Source organism: Xenorhabdus budapestensis (genome assembly GCF_002632465.1).
Classification (GTDB): Bacteria; Pseudomonadota; Gammaproteobacteria; order Enterobacterales; family Enterobacteriaceae; genus Xenorhabdus; species Xenorhabdus budapestensis.
In genome coordinates, this window is the sequence record NZ_NIBS01000007.1 from 1 (window position 1) to 19,271 (window position 19,271).

Here is a 19,271-nt window from a genome sequence, read left to right on the forward strand (position 1 = left end):
GTTTTATCACCTGGACTCAGGAGACAATGGAGTATGAGCTAAATACGCTATTGGAAGGTTATGGGGCTCAATTTGCAATTAATTTTTCTTAATCACTTATTAGGTAAACTTTATTTAATTTTAATTCATTTAATTTGGATAACTATCCAGAATTACAGAAATTTTTTCACTTCTGCATAGTAGTGAAAAAGTTATTTCTTCATAGCTACGCAACCGTACAACAGAGCTAATTACATTAATTGAGGAAAATGACTTGAAAATAAAGAAGTAATGATGGTATGGAAGCTGTACTAACTTGTGTGGAGTCTCTCAAGACACACATGTTCGTCTTCTACTATATAAATATTAGTTCATTCATAAATTAAAAGAGACTTTTTTGAGTTGATACGCAAGTCTGATCATTACAATCGTTGACGTGAAAAATAAGTCATGTGAAAACATGGCTCTCAACATATGATAGAACTTAACTATTCTCTTCATATGAGAATTAACCTTAGCACAGAAAGAAAACCACTAATAATTAAAAAATAAAATTAAATCAAATAGTTGAATGCAAAAATAACAAATAAATTTAGGAGCATAAAAAAAGGCACAACATCAATTAACAAAAATAAATTCAATTTATTCAACTAATTAACTTAATTTACTAGTACTGGCCTGAAATTAAAACTGACTGGTAAAATAGCGAGTTAGGGAATAAAAAATCCACCTTCGGGTGACTTTTTTCTTTGATATAAATCACATTCTAATATCCATTCCTAATATAATGGCGACAGTATTTTTCTCCCCTCTCTTGTTGAACGACAAAAAACTGCAAAAATCATGTTATTGGCTAAGTAGTAAAACTCAGAAACTAATATCTATTATGCTGATGCTTTAGTTACTTATTGCTATAGACTACGATAAGTTATAGAAAGTGATGCAAATTTCATCAACGATAGAGGTATAGATTTTATTAATGTCTCACCAGCCATTCTGTGTCATCCTTAAACTCGCAAACATACAAGCGACCAAATCTATAAAACAATCAATTGAACTCACTCTCCAGTTTTGATGAACCAATTTTATCGATGTTCACCGGCGGATAAGTTGCCCGCCTTCATGTCGCCAAGATATTTCAATTAATTTACCTGGCTGAATTAGCAATACATGTTGTTGATTAAATGAGGGAACTTAATATGAGCATACAAAATAATAAACCAGATACACCAATCTCAGAATCAGAAGATAGTGATTTTGTCATCGTGCCAACTCGGAAATATGTGAAGGAATCTATCGAGGAACACGCTCAAAGCCGTAACCACCCTGATGCAACATTGGAAGATAAAGGATTTGTAATCTTGAGTAATGATGTTGATAGTGATAGCCAATTACGTGCAGCAACATCAAGAGCAGTGAAAAAAGCATATGATTTAGCAAATACTGCCAATCAGAATGCAATTAACGCGAATAATAATAACTCCAATACATATCTGGAAAAAAAACAAAACGGTGCCGATATTCCCAATAAAACTGAATTTGTGAACAATCTTGGATTAACCGAAACAGTGATTTTGGCACGAAATGCAGTTTCCTCTAATGGTGGAAGTTATCAGGGATATTTTAAATTTGCTCAGGTGGGAACTTCGTCTAAGGAAAATAACTCAGTTACATTAATATCTACTGATGGAGCCTCTAACACACCAGTATCATTTACCAATTACGAATGGTATAAAAATAATGTCCAAACTGGGATTATTCGTGGTAATGACACGAATATGTTGGGGTATGCTATTAATATTAACAATACACGCGTAATGACCCTATCGGAAGGAGGCGATCTCACAATAAGAGGAAGTGCCACAATAAAAGGAAATTTCAAAATAGGAGGAAATCTTATAATAGGAGGAAATGTCACAGTAGGTGGTTTTAAAATAACTAATGATATTGATAGTGGAATCAGCGCTACCCACTCAAATGATACTTTAGGGGAAATAGAAGATACTATCGGTAATTCTGACTTTCTTATAAATTTCATAGATAAAAAACCAGATGGATCAATTAGAAGTGTCCAGTCTCTTCTGAAAGGAGACGGAGTAGTAATGTCAACTTCTCATTACCAACTTGATCCTAATGGTTTTGTGAAAAAAACATCTCCGATCATCAACATCTGGAATGACGGTAAATTTGAAACAAATAAAGAATCTCACGGAGCAGTCGTCGAGCACATTTCTGAAGGGATTTACCATATCAAAGGTATTCCAGGTATTAATATCGATATGGAATATGGTGGAATAGAAATCCCGTTATGTAAAAACAAGCTACCGTTAATTTGGGTCGATCACGAAACCCTACCCGATGGTTCTATCAAATTAATGATTTATCACCGAGAACATTCAGACGTCCCCACTTTCGCCAGAAATACACAGGAAGGATATGCTGATGGTGATTTGATTGATATTCCCAATGGCAGGTTCATTTCTGTTCGAGTACAAATGCCTTCTGCTAAGGACTAGATTTAGAAGCTAATTTGGCAGAATGGAAGGCGTTTTACAACTATCACAGACCACACGGTGGCTTGAAAGGTAAAACGCCTTATAAAACTCTTGTTGAGAAAATGAAAGCTTAAAAATGATCTGCCAGTCGAAGTCAGAGATCTCACATAGCATAAGAACCCAGACAAAAATCCCATTTTAGCTTCGAACCTAACGCGAGAAAATCAACTTAATTTCTTATATCTTGAACCCTCATTAACCGACGGATCAGCGGCGTTGCAATGAACGTACTCAAAATAGCCATGATAACTAGCATGGTAAAGATATTAGGCGGCAAAATCCCCAAATCATAACCAATGTTGAGAACAATAAGTTCCATTAACGCTCTTGTGTTCATTGAAATGCCAATAGTTGCAGCAATACGGCGATTTTCACCTAATAATCGACTGGCAATGTAGGTTCCGCCAAACTTTGTAACAAACGCCAACAAGCATACCAGTAAACACATCATCCATTCATCGGGTCCACTAAGGCTACCAATATCTGTACGAAGCCCCGTATACGTAAAAAATATCGGGAGAAAAAATACATGCACCAAACTACCAATACTTTCTTTCCAGCGTATGACAAACTCTCTATTTTCATGCAACACTACCCCAATAGCAAAGCTACCGATTAGAGCAAAAATCCCCAGATAACTCGTTACAGAGGCAGACAAAAATAGAACAATGATAATGCAGGCCATAACAGTATGGCTAAGTCGCTTTTCTTTTCTTAATCTCGAAGAAAGCCAACGACGCAGAAGTGGTCTGACAATCAAAAATATCAGTATGATATAAATAACTATACCAAATATGTTAAACATAAATTGATCAAACTGATAATTGGAAACAAAGAGTGTCAATATCGCACCTAATAGTATCCAACCAACTATATCATCAATTGCGGCTGCCCCGATTATTAAAGCCGCTGTTCGCGTGTGAGCCAGCCCCAACTCCATAAAAATCCTTCCCAGAATTGGAATAGCAGTAATCGATAGCGCTAAAGCAAAAAATAATTGGAAAGCATTCTTATCAGGACGTGGGACTGTCATAGAGTTCCATATCCATTCAGCAGAAAAGAAACCTACCGTGAAGGGCAGAAAAACACCCGCAATACTTATCACAGCGACCGCAAATCGACTTTTTCTTAATTTCTCTCCGAATTCAAATTCAAGCCCTATTTCAAACATTAATAAAATGAGCCCAATCTGAGAAATTCCTATGAAAATCGTTGAGCTCTCTTTTGGAAAAATACTTTCCATTAGTTCTGGAAATAACGCTCCTGCTATACTTGGCCCTAAAACCAAGCCTGCCAATATTTCTCCTGCAACGGCCGTTTGCCCTAAAAAAGAGCGGCTAATCCAAACAAAGAGTCGTGTAACAATAAGAATAATAATTAACTGATATAGCAATCTCAATAAAATCTCCTCAGCCGAGGAACCAACAGCCGATGCACCTTCATTTACCAATGAGGCAATTAGCGTATTATTTTTTTCAGTCATATCAATAAATTCCATTTAATGTTAAATGGAATGAAAGATCCAAGACCATTCATTCACAAATAAACCATTATTGAAGATATATAAAATACATATAAATAACTTCCACTAAAGATAGTGGTAATAAGTTTCATATAAAAAAGCACTGTCAGGTTTTGTAACTGTAATGATTCACCTCTCATTTTTTAAATAAAAAGAATCAGAGGCATATATCAACACCAAATAATAAAATTTATTTGGCATGAAAAGATACACCGCATTTAATTACATGATTATACCCGTCGTCTTTCAAGTTATATCTTGAAATCCATAGGGTATAAATCACTTTAACATTATCAATTTCTATCTATATAATGACCTCTAATTCTTATTTATAAAAATAAATCCCTTCTTTCATGATAAACTTGGCTTAGCCATGAAAAAAGCATGTTGGGGGAGTGCTTTTACAATAATTAAATGTTTTGTAGCAATGCCAATTTAAACTACAGAATCAATATATTTTAACCATGATGACCAAAATAAATAATAATTGACCATTAACTTTTAATTTAGTTATTTCAGGCAACTTTATAATAGTTGCCTGTGTACATCCTAATAATAGCGATTATCCCTGTAACATACAGAAGATATTCAATTTATTACCGTCAAGATCTCTGAAGTAAGCAGCATAAAAGCCATGCTCGCCACGAGGGCCAGGTTTTCCTTCATCCATTGCTCCAAGAGCAATAGCTTTGTTATACACTTGATCGACCTTTTCTTGACTATCAACATTGAGCGCAATCATTCCCCCATTACTCACGGTTGCCGGATTACCATCAAACGGCTTAATAATGCACAGATTTGTCACATTAAAATCCGGCCCCCAGGCGATAAAAGTCGGTGTTTCCATGACACGCTGGGCGCCTAACTCAGCAAGCAGCTCATCGTAGAATTTAGCTGCACGGGAAAAATCATTCGTACCCAATGTTATATAACCAATCATTGCCACTCCCCTATGTTCTATTTTTACAAATATCAAAAATGAGTTTATTGGAGATAAACAAAAACCGCAATTTATTGCTTAAATTTGATAGATCGCTTAACAAAATAGAACAAGGATAAATTTAATATAATACCAAATTAATATAATCACTATTAGTTCATATTACATTTTCGTCATTTATGCCCTTTTTATCCCATCCAATCTGGCTTAGGTCTAACTTGCCATTTTTATTTATTGGAAATTCCACTACCCTTGCCGTAAAATCCGGCAGCATATAATCAGGAAGATATTCTTTTAATAACTGTCTGATTTCTTTATGCTTAATCTCATCAACTGTATTAGATTGATATACCACAACAATTTTCAAATCGTTTTGTTCTTGTCTATATCGTTCTTGTCTATATATAGTGGCAATAGCATCTTTTACAAAACTTAATTTCCGCATTGCATTTTCAATCTCACCCAGTTCAACCCGAAATCCTCTAATTTGAATCTGATTATCGATACGTCCCAGATAACACAACTCACCATTTTCCATATACTGAGCAAGGTCACCAGTACGGTACAAATTTGCAGATAATTTTTCAAAGGGGTTAGTAATGAACTTCTCACGGCTTAACTCCGGGCGATTTAAATAACCATTGGCAACGCCTAAACCTGCAATATACATCTCTCCAGCCTGATTTTCTTTTACTGGCTGACCTGCCTCATTTAATAAGTGAATTATCAAGCCTGGTAAAGGTAATCCAATCGGGCTTACATTACTGATTAAATCATCGGGGCTAATCTTATGAAAAGTAACATGTACTGTTGTTTCTGTAATACCATACATATTGATTAATTCAGGTCGTTGATAGCCATACTTGTCTGTCCATTGACGAAGGCTTGATATATTCAACATTTCTCCACCAAAGATAACGTATCGCAGGCTAAGAGGTTCTGTTTTGTTTGACATATAGTCATCTGTCTGGAGCAGTAATCTAAATGCCGTTGGAGTTTGATTTAATACCGTTACTTTTTCACGTACTAATAACTCATAAAACTTGGGAGGATTGCGACTGATATTATAAGGAACCACCACCAGTATTCCTCCTTTTAAAAGCGCTCCCCAAATTTCCCAAACGGAGAAATCAAATGCTATTGAGTGAAAACAAGTCCAAACATCTTTATCGGAAAAATCAAATAGTCTTTCTGTCGCACGGAAAAGATGAATCACATTGTAATGTGCGATTGGTACACCTTTTGGTATCCCTGTTGAACCAGAGGTATAGATAACATAAGCCCATTGCGTACCCTTAATATCTTTCTTGGGGTTTAATGCCAATGAATGTAAAAGTGCCGGATAGTTACTATCAAAACAGAAAGTCTCACCCGAAAAACCAGATAGCCCACTCAAATATAAATTCTTTGTGATGATAATGTCCGGTTTTGCATCATTAAGAATCGATTTTATTCTTTCAGCAGCATTATTAATATCTATTGGCAAATAGGCATAACCTGCTTTCAATATCCCAATAATACTGATAACCATTTCAAAGGACGGTTCCAGAAAGATACCTATACATTTGCTTCCTGGTACTTTTGCCAGTAAATAATGTGCGACCTGATTTGCTCTCTTATTCAGCTCACCATAACTCATTCTCTCTTTATTTAATATCAGCGCTGTTTTTTCACAATAACGTTCAACTATTGATTCAAACCATGAAATCAGTGAGATATTATCCAAATCATGCTTAGTTAATCGTTCATCAAGATCTCCTGAATAATCTTGAGCAGAAATTAAACCAAGTAATTCTGATAATACTTTCTGTTGATGCCTTTCAGACATATTCAGAAAATTTTCTTTATCCATTTTTAACCCTTTAATGAGTTTTAGATACCGAAGAAATAGATAAACTTTATTCCAACATAACTTTCATTACGGAAGCTGTATAACAGATCTTCGGAATTTAAATTTTCAAAAATAGCACCGTTTAGTGATAATTTAAATTTGTCGCCTAATCGTCGGCTGCCATTAAATGTCCATGCCCTGGAACCGTTATGAATATCCTGAGTCACGCCTAAAAACAAAACCAAATCTTGTTCATCATTGGCAGAAAATTGAACGCCTGCAAAAACATCATTTTCAAAGGGGGTATCTGAAAATTTATTACGAGTGTCTTTCATATATTCCAGAAAAAAAGTCAAATTAGCACTGCTTCCCCAAACGCCATAACGGGTATATTCCAAACCGCCTGAATAAACCAAAAATGATGTTTTAGGACTTGTCGAAAAATGCCGGTCTTTTTGCCTGTAAGCGCCTTCCCATTTAATGATCCAATTATTAATGTTCCATTGATATTCCAATCCAATCTGCTGAATCTGTCCATAATAGGGAACCAGTTGATTGTTACTGTTTAAAACAAGCTCCGGTGTACGTTCAGTGCCATTAAAATAGGATAATCCTAAATCGACGTTACCTAATGTATGATGGCTGCGCACGGCAAAATCCAGCTTTGATTTTTTATCAGCATGCTGATAAACGGCATTGCGAGTGTCAACATCCAATTCGGCACGTAATCTCGCTTTGTGGTCAGGAAAAGTTCTCTCTCTGAATCCGGTAAGAAAAAACAGATCAAAAACGCCCCAGTCATTCACTTTGGTTATATTAATCATTGGCTGACCAAGTTTTTCGTTGCCAAAAGGGTCATCGACCAAATCTGACTGATTAATAATATCTACAGGGTGACTAAACTCCGTAGTTCCCCAAAAGACTTTCCTGAAACCAGCATAAAGTTCCCACGAATTATAGATATATCCCCAATATAAATCTCGTGGCTCAAAAGGCTCCCTGTTATTGCTGCTGGAGTCTTTCCGATACAGCACATCCATAACCAAGTGTTGGCTGCCGTTATCCCACCCTGTAAAGTACTTTCCTCCTGCCTGCAACGAATGGCTTTCAGTTTCCTGCTCACCAGACACGCCATTTTCAAAGAAAACCCGCTGTTCCCATCCTACAGATAGATCGAATTTTCCTGCTGATACATTCCAACAAACGAACATTGCCAACACACTGACCAGTTGTGAAATAAAGCTCCTCTTAATATTGACTATTGACCACATCGTCTGTACCTCCAGGCGCTATCTCGTTCTTTTCAAGGCAGCAATGTCAAAATCCCGATCCGTTAAACCAGCCTGAAATTGAATATTTCTCACCAGCAATTTCGTTGTTTTGTTCGATTGATGGTTCTGCATCGTAATTTCTAAAGAACGCCAATACTTATCCATATAAAGTTGATAGTCGTCGAATGTTCTTGTTTTCAACAGCGCATTACGACGATCGTAGTAATCAATTCTGATAAATCGGTAGAAGTCTTTGTCTATCCACACAATCTGCCGGGCATATCCTGATTCTTTATCAACAGGTTTTCTCTCAACAATAAAGCAGCTTTGTTGTCCACAAGGCTTTTCTCCCAAGTAGTTGTACATTTTGTATTTCTCAATCTCTTCGGAAGCCAAGTCTTCATAGGCAAATTCACTTCCCATAAAAGATCCCGATTTATTGCTGGAAGAAATACGCTTTACACGCCGTGATGCAGGTAAATATATCCATTGCTCATCATCCCGGTCTAAATGTGTAAAGGCCAACAAGGCTGTGCCTTTTATATCTCTGGGTTGCTCAAAAAAAGTCAATAATTTATCGCCATCCCCGGCGACTTCCAGCGTACTAATCTTTAAATAACGATGACTTTCCTGACCTTCCGCATTTAATAGTGTCATCTTGAGATCAGTAACCGTATCACCAAAACCATTATCTCTGGCGATAGCCTCTTGTATTATTTCTCTCCCCTGCTCCTCTGAAGCAAATGTGGGGAAACTCAGTAACCCAAAAATAAATAGATATGCCAATGAGAATCCTTTTATTCTTAAAATCTGAACAAAGAATTTTTTCATTATGTTTTCTCCTAAATACATCCTAATTATTCGTTCAATGCACCACAGCAAGCTATCAGGTCATCGTCACATTTTTATCATCAGTGGTTCATCAGGAACGGTGGGTTTCTTTTTCTTAGTCTTACTGTCTATTGCTATCAACAACGTCGGCAACAACAAGAAATCAAGCAAGAGTGCAAAAGTCACCGTCATGACGGTAAAAATCCCCATTTGCGCATTCATTAAGAAATCTGAATGCACCATAGAGCCGAAGCCACAGATAAAAATGATGCTGGTCGATAGCAGAGCGATACCAACCGTTGAGAAGGAATAACGCACGGCATCCTCTGGTTCCATTTTGTGTTCACGGCGTGCACGGAGATATTTGTACACAAAATAGACTGTGTCATCGACAACAATACCTAATGTCATGGTCGCGATTGTTGCGGCCGCTATTCCCACAACGCCGTCAATGATGCTCCATAAACCGAAGGCCATAAAGATGGGCAATATATTAGGTAGCATGCTAATCAATGCATATTTCACACTACGGAAAACGATCCCTAGACAGAGAGTGATAATTAGAAACGAGATAGCCGTACCGACTAATAACCCTTTGATATTGGTGTTCATTAGATAGGTGTACATTAACGATGCACTGGCGGCATGGGCGTGCATTGATGGAGGCGCATTATTAATAAGCCACTTCTCATGTGCCTCTTTTGCCTTTTGCATTTCAAAGGTACTTAAATCAGAAAAAGTGACGGTCATTTTGGTTGCTGAACGACTGACATCAATCTGATCGTTAAGATCTAACCCCAAAGGCAGAGACATTTCATAAAGCAAAAGGTATTGAGCAATCGTTTCTCTGTCTGTCGGTAACTGGTAGTAAGCTACATGATCCCCATTCATACTCCGGTTGATGCGTTTCACTGTGTCAGTGATGACATTGACATTCATCACTCCCGGCTGAGCGCGTGACCAATTGGCAAACTCATCCACTTTTGCCATATATTCAGGTTCATTTATTCCTCCTTCTTTCCCTGCACCTAACGAAAACTCCATATTGAAAAGCCCGGTTAAATGATCTTGGGTAAAGTCAGAGTCATCCCTGATTTCAAGACCTTTGGCAAAGTTTTTGACAAAATTTTCATCAACCGTCAGCCTGGGTATAAAGGCAAGCATGATGAGTCCAAATGTCACTGTACCAAACTGTAGTTTTCTCCTGTTATCGATAATCCAATTCGCCAGAAATTCAATGGAAAGCTGCTTTTTCTGTACACCGGGTTTCACTCTGACAGGTAAAACAGCCAGCAACGCAGGCAGTAAGAATAAGGCATAAAACAGTGCTGCCCCCATTCCTATTGCCGTCATATTGCCCAAATCGTGAAAAGGGGGTGCATCACTCAGATTTAGTCCCAGAAATCCCACAGCAGTGGTCACACTGGTAATAATTACCGGAGTGAGATTGACCCGCAAACTCTCCATTATTGCGTCATGCTTACTGTCCCCCAGTTTCATACGATTAATGACAGTCACCAAAATATGAATACTGTCAACAACCGCCAGCGTCATGACGATGATGGGGACATTGGCGGAAACCTGAGTCAGTTTTATTCCCATGTATCCGGCTGCCCCCAATGCTGCAATGATGGAAAAAATAATCACCAGACAGACGACAAAGGTTGCGCTAAACGATCTCAGCACCATAAAAGTCAGAATAAGTACAATCAGAAATACAACAGGTATTGTTGTTGACATCTCCTTGATGCTGATTTCGGGAAAGGCATTTGACATCATTGCCACACCCGTTAGATGGATATCAATATCCGGGTACATTTGTGTGTACTGGCTTTTCAGTTGACGCACATACCCTGCGACTTCAGCAACAATTTTGTCGTCTCCGTCTGGCAAGCGCACAGACACATTGACTGCGGTCACATCACCATTTTTAGAAATGATGCGTTTGACTAACAAAGGTTCATCCAGCGCTGTTTTCTTGATCTCCACCAAGTCATGTTTTGTTAACTTTGCCGCATCAGGAACCAGTTTCCTGATTTCCAGATTGTCATCATCTGCTTTAGTGACCTGAAAATTAGTTATAGAATCAACACGATACGCATTTGGAACTTGCCAGGCATCTTCTGTTAACTTTTCAACTATAGAAAGAAACTGTTTGCTGAAAACATTGCCATCCTTCGGTGCCAGTACAATCAAAGCGCTATCACCATTACTATAAGTTTTCTGCATTGATTCATACGCATTCAAAAATGGGTTTTCCCGGCTGAAAAAGACTTTATAACTACTGGTAAATGCCAGGTTCTCCATTCCCTTGAAGGTAAAAAACAATACAATGCAGACCAAAATAAGATTGAGATAACGCCCTTTCACAACCCAACGCGCATAACCCGATGCCGCGTTATCTACCCAGTTAGAAGGTTTCATGCCCTGTCCTTATATAAAAACAGCCTAAAGTGTAATTTCGTATTTTTCTTGAGAGGCCGAAGTCGAAATTGCCTGCTTTCGTTTTTTCGATTCAGGGAGTTGCCCTTTTTCTGGTGGTCGTGAGTTATGGATCCAAACCTCTGCCAAAATGAGATGGATGGTGAATCCAATCCACAAAGACAGTGCCAGGGCTTCACCAATGTCTTTTCCTCCGATCTGGATAAAAAGCGGAATAAAAGCATGCATTGTGGCGGGACCCAGTGAAATCATATAACTGCGGATCATCCACTGGCGATGAAGCTCAACCTTCCTCTTTAAAATCATTGCAATAGATCTCAAAACGCAAAACATCATGATGAGAGAAAACAAAATTGATGAAACCGTTTCTGATGTACCGCCAACTGGAAACAGAATTCCCATTAAAATCCCGGTCACACCCACCACCATAACGGTGATAAAGAAACAATATCCTGACCACTTATGCACTTTTGGCCATTTTCGCCTGACACGATCAACGAACTGAATAGGCCCTAAGACATAGAGCACAATGCCAGTAATCAAATGTATATAGGACATATAGTGATGTTTAATATATTCCATATCATTAGCCTGATTAGGATTTAACAGGTTGGGTTGTATATTGCCGCTTGCCCCTTCTGCCACCCACCAAGTCCGATAGATGCCGTGAATTATCGTGCCCAAGCACACTATCGCGATCCATGACCAACAAAATCGAACCAGTATCTTGTTGTGTAATTTCATATCTATTCCCTCTTAACGTTTTGCCAATCACCAGTGGCTACAGGATGTTGGGATCAGCGAAAGTAGATTGACTGAGTGTGAACTGCTCAATAACATCAGCTACCCGTTCCGGATACGTTGTAATGAAATAGTGATGACCCTCTTCTAACGTGATCAAACTGACTTCATGAGCACACTGTTTCCATTTCAGATACTGAGACGCATACTTTTTGGTTAGAGGATCTTGCTTACTCACTAAACTCACCAACGGGGTTTTTATCCGCCAATCGCCCCGTTTTTTCTCGTATTGATATGCCAGCCTTGCATCTTTCCTGAAACGGGATACTAAAAAGCGGGCAACAGAATCCTCCAGCCCCTCATTAGTGGGAATTCCCCACTTTTTGAGTAACCGTAATAAGGCGCCATCGCTTTTATGTTTCCATCGATCATTGAACGGCAGATAGCGAATAATTCGTGGTAATGGGAAAGCCGCCGCAGTCACTAAAAACTCGGCGGGCTTTCCTTTTAATTCAAGTCGCCGGGCAATCTCCAGTGCCAAATAACTTCCAACACAATGACCATAAATGACCACTTTTCCTGAAATTTGCTCTACTATCTCTCTGGCACACAGTTCGGCAATCATGTCATAGTCCATGTCTGCTTCTTCGTGCCTGCTGCCAAATGCATTACCGGGGACTGTGACACCATAGACTGAATAGCCGGCGTTCTTTTTCGCTAACGCGTGAGCCAATGGCTGATAGACCGTTGCCGCCGCCCCCGCATAAGGTACACAGACCAGCGTTATCTGAGTCTTTTCCTGACCTCTGTGCAGTAATGACAAAAGCCCCTTTGCTACGTTTTCAACTTCTGCGCTTCCAACGCCGGATATATAGGGAATTATTCCTGCGATCGTGGGTGCCTGATAAAACGGGATTAAAGACAGCTTATTTTCAGGAAATACATCCTGAATGCGGGACAAGAGTGTGATTGCGGTTAACGAGTGACCCCCTATTTCAAAGAAATTATCGTTAATACCAATTTGTTTCAGATTGAGAACATCTTTCCAGATATCCGCCAGTTGTTGTTCAATAGCAGAGGATGGCGCAACAAACGCTTTATCGGATATTGGTGTCGCCTCTAATGCAGCCAGTGCCTTTCTGTCGAGCTTCCCGTTACTTGTGACTGGCAACTCATCCAAGATAATTAGCTGCGCAGGAATCATAAAATCCGGTAAATGTTGTTTCAGAAAAGCATTCAGTTGTTTGATAGAGACAGCCACATTCGGGTGTAACACCACATAGGCGGTAATAAAATTACCAGCATATTCATCTTCCTTTAAAAGAACGGCTCCAGCTTTAACGTCCTTACAACTCTTCAGACATTCTTCAATCTCACCTAATTCAATGCGGAATCCCCTGACTTTGACCTGGGTGTCAATCCTGCCCAAAAATTCAATGTTGCCATCTGCTGACCACCTTGCAAGGTCGCCTGTGCGGTAGACTTTTTCTGCCGGATCGTATGAAAACGGATTAGAAACGAAACACTTCGCAGTCAGCTCCGGTAAATTTAAATACCCTTTTGCCAGACCAGCACCGCCAATTAATAACTCCCCCGGCGCCCCAATCGGCAAAAGGTTCATGTGGTCATCTACGATATACAGTTGAGTATTGGCAATAGGTTTCCCTATAAACGTTTTTTTATCTTGCCGCTTTTCCGCTTCCCAATAACTGACATCAATGGCGGCTTCGGTTGGGCCATAGAGATTATGGAGTTTGACCTGCAATTTTTGGTTTACGCGCTCCAGTACGCTATACGGCAATGCCTCTCCGCTGGTAAAAATACGCGTTAATGAAACACATTTATCGCTGCCACGCGTATTGATGAACACATTCAGCATAGAAGGAACAAAATGGCAGGTGGTGATTTTCTGTTCGCAAATCAGCCGGATAAGATAATCAGGATCTTTATGTCCTTCAGGAATAGCAAAGACCAGTTTCGCTCCTGATATCAATGGCCAGAAAAATTCCCATACGGAAACATCAAAACTATATGGCGTCTTTTGCAGGACGTTATCTGTTGCATTCAACCGATATTTATCCTGCATCCAGCGAAGCCGATTGACGATAGCGGAATGCGATAACATGCATCCTTTGGGAGTACCTGTCGAACCTGATGTATACAATACATAGCACAGGTTATCCGGCGTGCTCCCCACAGGATTCGGCAAAACGTTGTGAGAATGCAATTCGGTACGCTGAGCATTTAAAAACACCAGCTTCCCATTAAAGTGAGTAAAAATTGACTGATGATGCTTCTGCGTTAATACAACGGAAACACCCGAATCTTTCAAGATATAAGCAAGGCGCTGAGCAGGATAACCAGGTTCAAGAGGAACATAAGCCCCGCCTGCTTTTAAAATACCTAATAAACCCACAATCATTTCCACAGAACGCTGCATACAGATAGCGACCCGTGTTCCCACCTGAACGCCAAGCTCCTGCAAACAGTACGCCAGTTGGTTTGCTTTCACATTGAGTTCTTGGTACGTCAGGGTGACATCTCCAAATACCACCGCCACTGCTTCCGGCGTTTTTGCTACCTGTTGTTCAAACAGTTCATGGACGCAGCACGCATCTCCCAGATTGACTGAGGTACGGTTCCATTCCTCAAGGATTTGCACAGACTCTTTCTGATCCATCAGAGGAAAATCAATCAGCTTCCGCTCAGGTTGTTCAACAACTTCCTGTAATAACCTCTCTAAGTGTTCAATGACTCTCAACGCAGTTGATTGGCGATATAAAGAAGGGTTGTATTTGATGTTTAATGTGAATGTTTCCGCTGCCTCAACGACTTCTAACATGAACTCATATTCTCCGGTCTGAGAATATTGCGTTAAATGTTCTGCCGATGTGAGTTTGCCTAAGGCCGGAGATTCGCTTTGCGGCATAGCTTGTTGATAGACGAAAGCCATCTGAAACAGCGGTGCATCATCTATGCTCTGAGACAGATTTAATGTTCTTACCACGACAGGAAAGGGTAAGGCATGAGCTAATCCATCCAGTACCTTCTGTTGTAACGTTCTCAGATACTCTGGATAGTATGTATCCTGTGATAGCTGGCTGCGAATAGGGATAGGATAAACATAATAGCCAATCTCTTCTCGCTGATATTCTTCTGTTCTGGCATCCGTCGGCATACCAATGACAATATCGTCCTGCCTGGTAAAACGGTGAATAACTAACTGGAATAGACTTAAAAAAACGGATGACAAGTAAACAGAATGCGTGCTGGCGAAGACTTTTAATTTCGCTGAAAAATGTGCGGATAACATCCGTGTCAATGTTTCTCCTTGATATTTTTCAACGTTCAGATATGAGCTGTCCGCCAGCAATTTTGTTGAAACAGGTGCTCCCGCCAGTGTATGAACCCAATAATCTAACCGACGTTTTCCTTCGTCACTTTGTAAAAGTACTTGTTCGTACATAACAAAGTCATACCAGCTGCCCTTGCCTGTCTCAACAACAGGCTTCTGATTCAGCGACAATTGGTGATAAAAGTTGAATAACGCAGAGACCATTGGATTAACAGAAACGGCATCCACAATAATATGATGTGCACACAATAAAATGAGGGTCTCTGTTTCAGACAGATACAACAAATTGACCCGTAACAATGCATCGCTATTGAAATCAAAAGGTTGATTTATCTTCTCCGACAGATAGGTTTCAAGTTCCCGCTCAGTCAATGACATCTCTGTTTCAACATTCACCCTTAACGCACTTTGGGGGTTATTGAATAAATAAGGACTCCCTTCCTCTTCGAAAACCGTTGTTGACAGTATGGGATAGCGCCTGACCAGTAAATCCAACGCTTGTTGAAATAACTGTAGATCTATCAGGCCATTCACCCGGAAACACACCGGACAGTTGTAAGCGCTATTTTGGGGCGCGTGTTTATGGAGAACCCATAACCCTTTTTGGCCTTCAGATAGCGGATAGGTTTCAGGTCTTCTCGCCTGTTTGACAGAACCATTTGTATTTACAGCCTGAGCTTGTACAGTCTGAATCTGCTCCTGATGTCCAGATGTCGCGCTGGCATTCACTTTTATTTCGCCATACTGTTCCATCAGATAATCCGACAGCTCAGCCACTGAGTTTTTCTCCAGCAAAATCGCGATCGGAAGACTCATCCCCGTATATTGTTCCACCATCCGTACCAATTTTACTGCCTGAGATGATGACATCCCCAAAGCAAACAGGCTCATACTGCTATCAATTTGCGCTAAAGGTTGTTGCAATATGCGGGCAATCAGGGAAAGCAGGAGCTCTTTTATACTGAGCGATTTTTCTCCTGCTGTTTGTAATGGTGAAATACCGCCCGCCTCCGCCATTGTGTTATGAGTTTCATAAAGCGGATAAATCGGCAGTGGCATTTTGGGAAGCGGCTCGTTCCTGTAAAAATGCCGCCAGTTCTGCCATTGACCATTGACCCAGGCTTCTGCAATCTCATGATTCTGCTCCACACTGAATACCAAGCGATCTCGCCCGTCTGCTCCAATGCAAGAAACATTACTTTGATAAATACCGATTCCAGAACCTTCTGCAATCCATTGTTTCAGCTTTGTCAGAAGCTCGGATAATGAGCTGGCGGGAATGGCTAAGCGCTGATTAAAATGTTCCCGTCCTGACTGGGTTACTGCAAATATCTGTTGCAGCATTATTTTCCTGTTATTTTCTTCCCCGTTATTTTTCAATTCCGATTCAAGAAAATGCGCCCAACGTTCTGCATAACGTCGCAGACAGTCCGATGATTTCGCTGACAAAACAAACAATTCCGGCAGGCTAATATTCGCTCGCTCCTGCAAACATTGCGCTGACGGATGATAGCTTTGCAGCAACAGATTGGCATATGAGCCAGTGCTGCCAAAGCTATTCACCATAGCCAGTTTAGGATGTTGCCGGGTTCCCTGCCATTGACGCTGTTCAGCCACAATATTTATCGGACTGCCATCCAGTTTTATCAACGGATTAATGGTGTTATATGGCATGACGGGTAATAAACACCCGTGCTTCATTTGCAACAGAACTTTCGTTAACTGTGATATACCTGAGGCGGACTCAAGATGCCCAATATTTGGTTTCAGTGTGCCGACAAACAGAGGAGAATGACGTTCAGCAAAGGCAGTCTGTATTGCGAGAATTTCTGACGCATCACCGAATACAGCACCTGCGGCAGCGGCTTCGATATAATCTACAGCGTCTACATCATAGCCTGTTTTCTGTAGTGTGCTTTTGAGTAGTTCACTCTGCTGTTTCATTGAAGGGACACCATAGCCCGATGCTTTACCGCTATGGGCAATACTGCCTCCTTTTATCACTCCCCAAATATGATCGTTGTCTGCTTCTGCCTGAGAAAGCGGCTTTAACAGCACAACGCCAACTCCCTCTCCCGGAATAATTCCAGCCGCTTCTTCTCCAAACGCCTGTGCATCTGTACGTTCAGAAATCATGTTAAATCGTTTGAGGTTAGTAAAGTGGGAGGCGTGCGCAAAAAGATTTATTCCACCTGCAACAGCCACATCGCAGTCACCCTGCGCAATCGCCTGACATGCAAGATAGATCGACGTTAATGAAGATGAACAACTTGTATCTACGGCAATACTTGGCCCCGTCCAGTTGAAAAACCAGGATACCCTGTTCGCGATTGATGAGAAGGTAGAACGGCTGGCTGACTTCGCAGATGTCTCAATTCCTTCTGCTGAGCAAGCAGGATCATTCCACATTACACCGGTGAAGACGCCAACACGCTGCCCCAGACTCTGCAAATTTTCGCCGTTGTATCCTGCACAGTCTAATAGCTCGTAAACACCGGTTAAAAAGCAGGCTTCCTGAGCAGACACTCGTTCCAGTTCGGTTGCTGAAATGGCAAAAAAATCAGAATTAAAATCCGTAATCGAATTAACAAATCCCCCCCAATGTTCAAAAAGTTCCTTTCTTCCCCAACGGCTATCAGGGACTTGGGAGAAACAACATTTCTGCTCTTTGAGGTTATTCCAGAATGTTTCAACGTCTGGTGCACCAGGGTATTTCCCCTGTACGCCAATAATTGCAATATTCTGCCCCTGCGTCTCAATGCTGCTGTTCTCATGCTCCCAGAGCTGTGCTTTCTCCACCAGCCCAAAAGCCATACCTAAAAGTGTTCGCTGGCTCTCCTTGAGCTTCAGTACGTCAGCTAAAGAGGGTTCATCAACGCCAGATAACGGGCAGGAGCCAATAGGGTAGTACGCTTGTTGTTGTGAAAGCAGTTGGACTATCGCACCGATTTCAATTGCAGCAAAAAAATCACTTTTCTCTTTATACAGAGGGCTAATACCATCGTATTCAACCACAAAATATAAGCAGCAGTGCGCATTGTCATAATAGGTGCGGTTATAGTAAAAATGACTATTGTGCGGCAACTCATCCGATGAAATTTTATCCAGCTTGTGTTCAACCGGATTATAGTAATAAAACCCGGTTGAAAATCCCCCGACTCTGCCAGGTTTTATCTCGACATAAATCTGGACACTGTAGGTTCCGCCAGCCGATGGATAGAGATATCGATGACTGCCATCAATAAGCATAGCGTTGAGTGCACTCAGCCACCCCAGTACACTCTCTTTTTGCATTGGTGCATCATCAAATGACCTGAAAGTGCGGCGAACGTTATATTGATGCTGAAATTGCTCTGGCGAGAGAGTCTTAGCCCGAACAGTGTCATAATTGCTGTTCAAATGGCGGATATTGAGCTGTTTTTCTTTAAATGCCTGTTTTTCTGATAATGATGACAATACAGACAGTTCATTACCCACCGTAAGAACGGGGTTTTTCCCAAACTGTTGTAAGGTCTCTGAATGTTGACTGCCTGCTATGACAGGCTCTCCAGCATCCTGCTTATTGTTCTCAATCTGCCTGGTAATCAAATAACTCAGGCGCGCCATTGTGGGAATATGCAAAAACTCATCAAGGTCAATATCAACGTCAAAACGTTCCCGAATACGGATCAGCAACAGCATGATTGATTTCGATGTCATTCCCTGATCAAACAGATCATTACTGAAATCAACTGAGTGCTCAATCATTAATATATTAATTAATTCATTGATATGGCTAATATTACATTTTCCGCCCATAGATGT

At 40.4% G+C, this 19,271-nt stretch carries 9 protein-coding genes and 1 pseudogene; 2 read left to right on the forward strand and 8 right to left on the reverse strand.

Going from position 1 to position 19,271, the window contains the following annotated elements:
* The first annotated feature begins 1,178 nt into the window (after positions 1-1,178).
* Together Xbud_RS08450 and Xbud_RS08455 are read left to right on the forward strand one after the other, a co-directional pair.
* A complete protein-coding gene (locus Xbud_RS08450) occupies positions 1,179-2,495 on the forward strand; it encodes a phage tail fiber protein (protein ID WP_099135656.1) in 1,317 nt (438 codons plus the stop codon).
* Positions 2,496-2,506: 11 nt separating this feature from the next.
* A pseudogene (locus Xbud_RS08455) lies at positions 2,507-2,608 on the forward strand (integrase core domain-containing protein); the annotation flags it as partial.
* 95 nt (positions 2,609-2,703) lie between these two features.
* Here Xbud_RS08455 and Xbud_RS08460 read toward each other — a convergent pair.
* From Xbud_RS08460 to Xbud_RS08495, 8 genes are all read right to left on the reverse strand, one after another.
* Entirely contained in the window at positions 2,704-4,017 is a 1,314-nt protein-coding gene (locus Xbud_RS08460) for a cation:proton antiporter (protein WP_169923038.1), read from the reverse strand.
* A 601-nt stretch (positions 4,018-4,618) separates the two neighbouring features.
* Positions 4,619-4,996: a VOC family protein gene (locus Xbud_RS08465; RefSeq protein WP_099135658.1), complete on the reverse strand. Its 378-nt coding sequence runs from the start codon at positions 4,994-4,996 to the stop codon at positions 4,619-4,621.
* A gap of 157 nt (positions 4,997-5,153) precedes the next feature.
* The gene (locus Xbud_RS08470) at positions 5,154-6,848 is read right to left on the reverse strand and encodes an amino acid adenylation domain-containing protein (RefSeq protein ID WP_099135659.1); all 1,695 of its coding nucleotides are present in this window, start codon (positions 6,846-6,848) and stop codon (positions 5,154-5,156) included.
* 20 nt (positions 6,849-6,868) lie between these two features.
* The gene (locus Xbud_RS08475; RefSeq protein ID WP_099135660.1) at positions 6,869-8,098 is read right to left on the reverse strand and encodes a hypothetical protein; all 1,230 of its coding nucleotides are present in this window, start codon (positions 8,096-8,098) and stop codon (positions 6,869-6,871) included.
* Between the two features lie 18 nt (positions 8,099-8,116).
* Positions 8,117-8,929 (reverse strand): outer membrane lipoprotein-sorting protein, encoded by an 813-nt coding sequence (locus tag Xbud_RS08480; protein WP_099135661.1) that lies wholly within the window; start codon positions 8,927-8,929, stop codon positions 8,117-8,119.
* A 66-nt stretch (positions 8,930-8,995) separates the two neighbouring features.
* Positions 8,996-11,353 carry an efflux RND transporter permease subunit gene (locus tag Xbud_RS08485; protein ID WP_099135662.1) on the reverse strand — a complete coding sequence of 786 codons (2,358 nt, stop codon included), beginning with the start codon at positions 11,351-11,353 and terminating at the stop codon, positions 8,996-8,998.
* A gap of 24 nt (positions 11,354-11,377) precedes the next feature.
* Positions 11,378-12,016 carry a DUF2306 domain-containing protein gene (locus tag Xbud_RS08490; protein WP_169923039.1) on the reverse strand — a complete coding sequence of 213 codons (639 nt, stop codon included), beginning with the start codon at positions 12,014-12,016 and terminating at the stop codon, positions 11,378-11,380.
* Between the two features lie 136 nt (positions 12,017-12,152).
* Positions 12,153-19,265, reverse strand: a complete 7,113-nt coding sequence (locus Xbud_RS08495) for a non-ribosomal peptide synthetase (protein ID WP_169923040.1) — start codon at positions 19,263-19,265, stop codon at positions 12,153-12,155.
* Positions 19,266-19,271: the final 6 nt, after the last annotated feature.

Coding starts and splice junctions, on each gene's coding strand:
- Xbud_RS08450 (WP_099135656.1), top strand. CDS start 1,179: ATGAGCATACAAAATAATAAACCAGATACACCAATCTCAGAATCAGAA.
- Xbud_RS08460 (WP_169923038.1), bottom strand. CDS start 4,017: ATGACTGAAAAAAATAATACGCTAATTGCCTCATTGGTAAATGAAGGT.
- Xbud_RS08465 (WP_099135658.1), bottom strand. CDS start 4,996: ATGATTGGTTATATAACATTGGGTACGAATGATTTTTCCCGTGCAGCT.
- Xbud_RS08470 (WP_099135659.1), bottom strand. CDS start 6,848: ATGGATAAAGAAAATTTTCTGAATATGTCTGAAAGGCATCAACAGAAA.
- Xbud_RS08475 (WP_099135660.1), bottom strand. CDS start 8,098: ATGTGGTCAATAGTCAATATTAAGAGGAGCTTTATTTCACAACTGGTC.
- Xbud_RS08480 (WP_099135661.1), bottom strand. CDS start 8,929: ATGAAAAAATTCTTTGTTCAGATTTTAAGAATAAAAGGATTCTCATTG.
- Xbud_RS08485 (WP_099135662.1), bottom strand. CDS start 11,353: ATGAAACCTTCTAACTGGGTAGATAACGCGGCATCGGGTTATGCGCGT.
- Xbud_RS08495 (WP_169923040.1), bottom strand. CDS start 19,265: ATGGGCGGAAAATGTAATATTAGCCATATCAATGAATTAATTAATATA.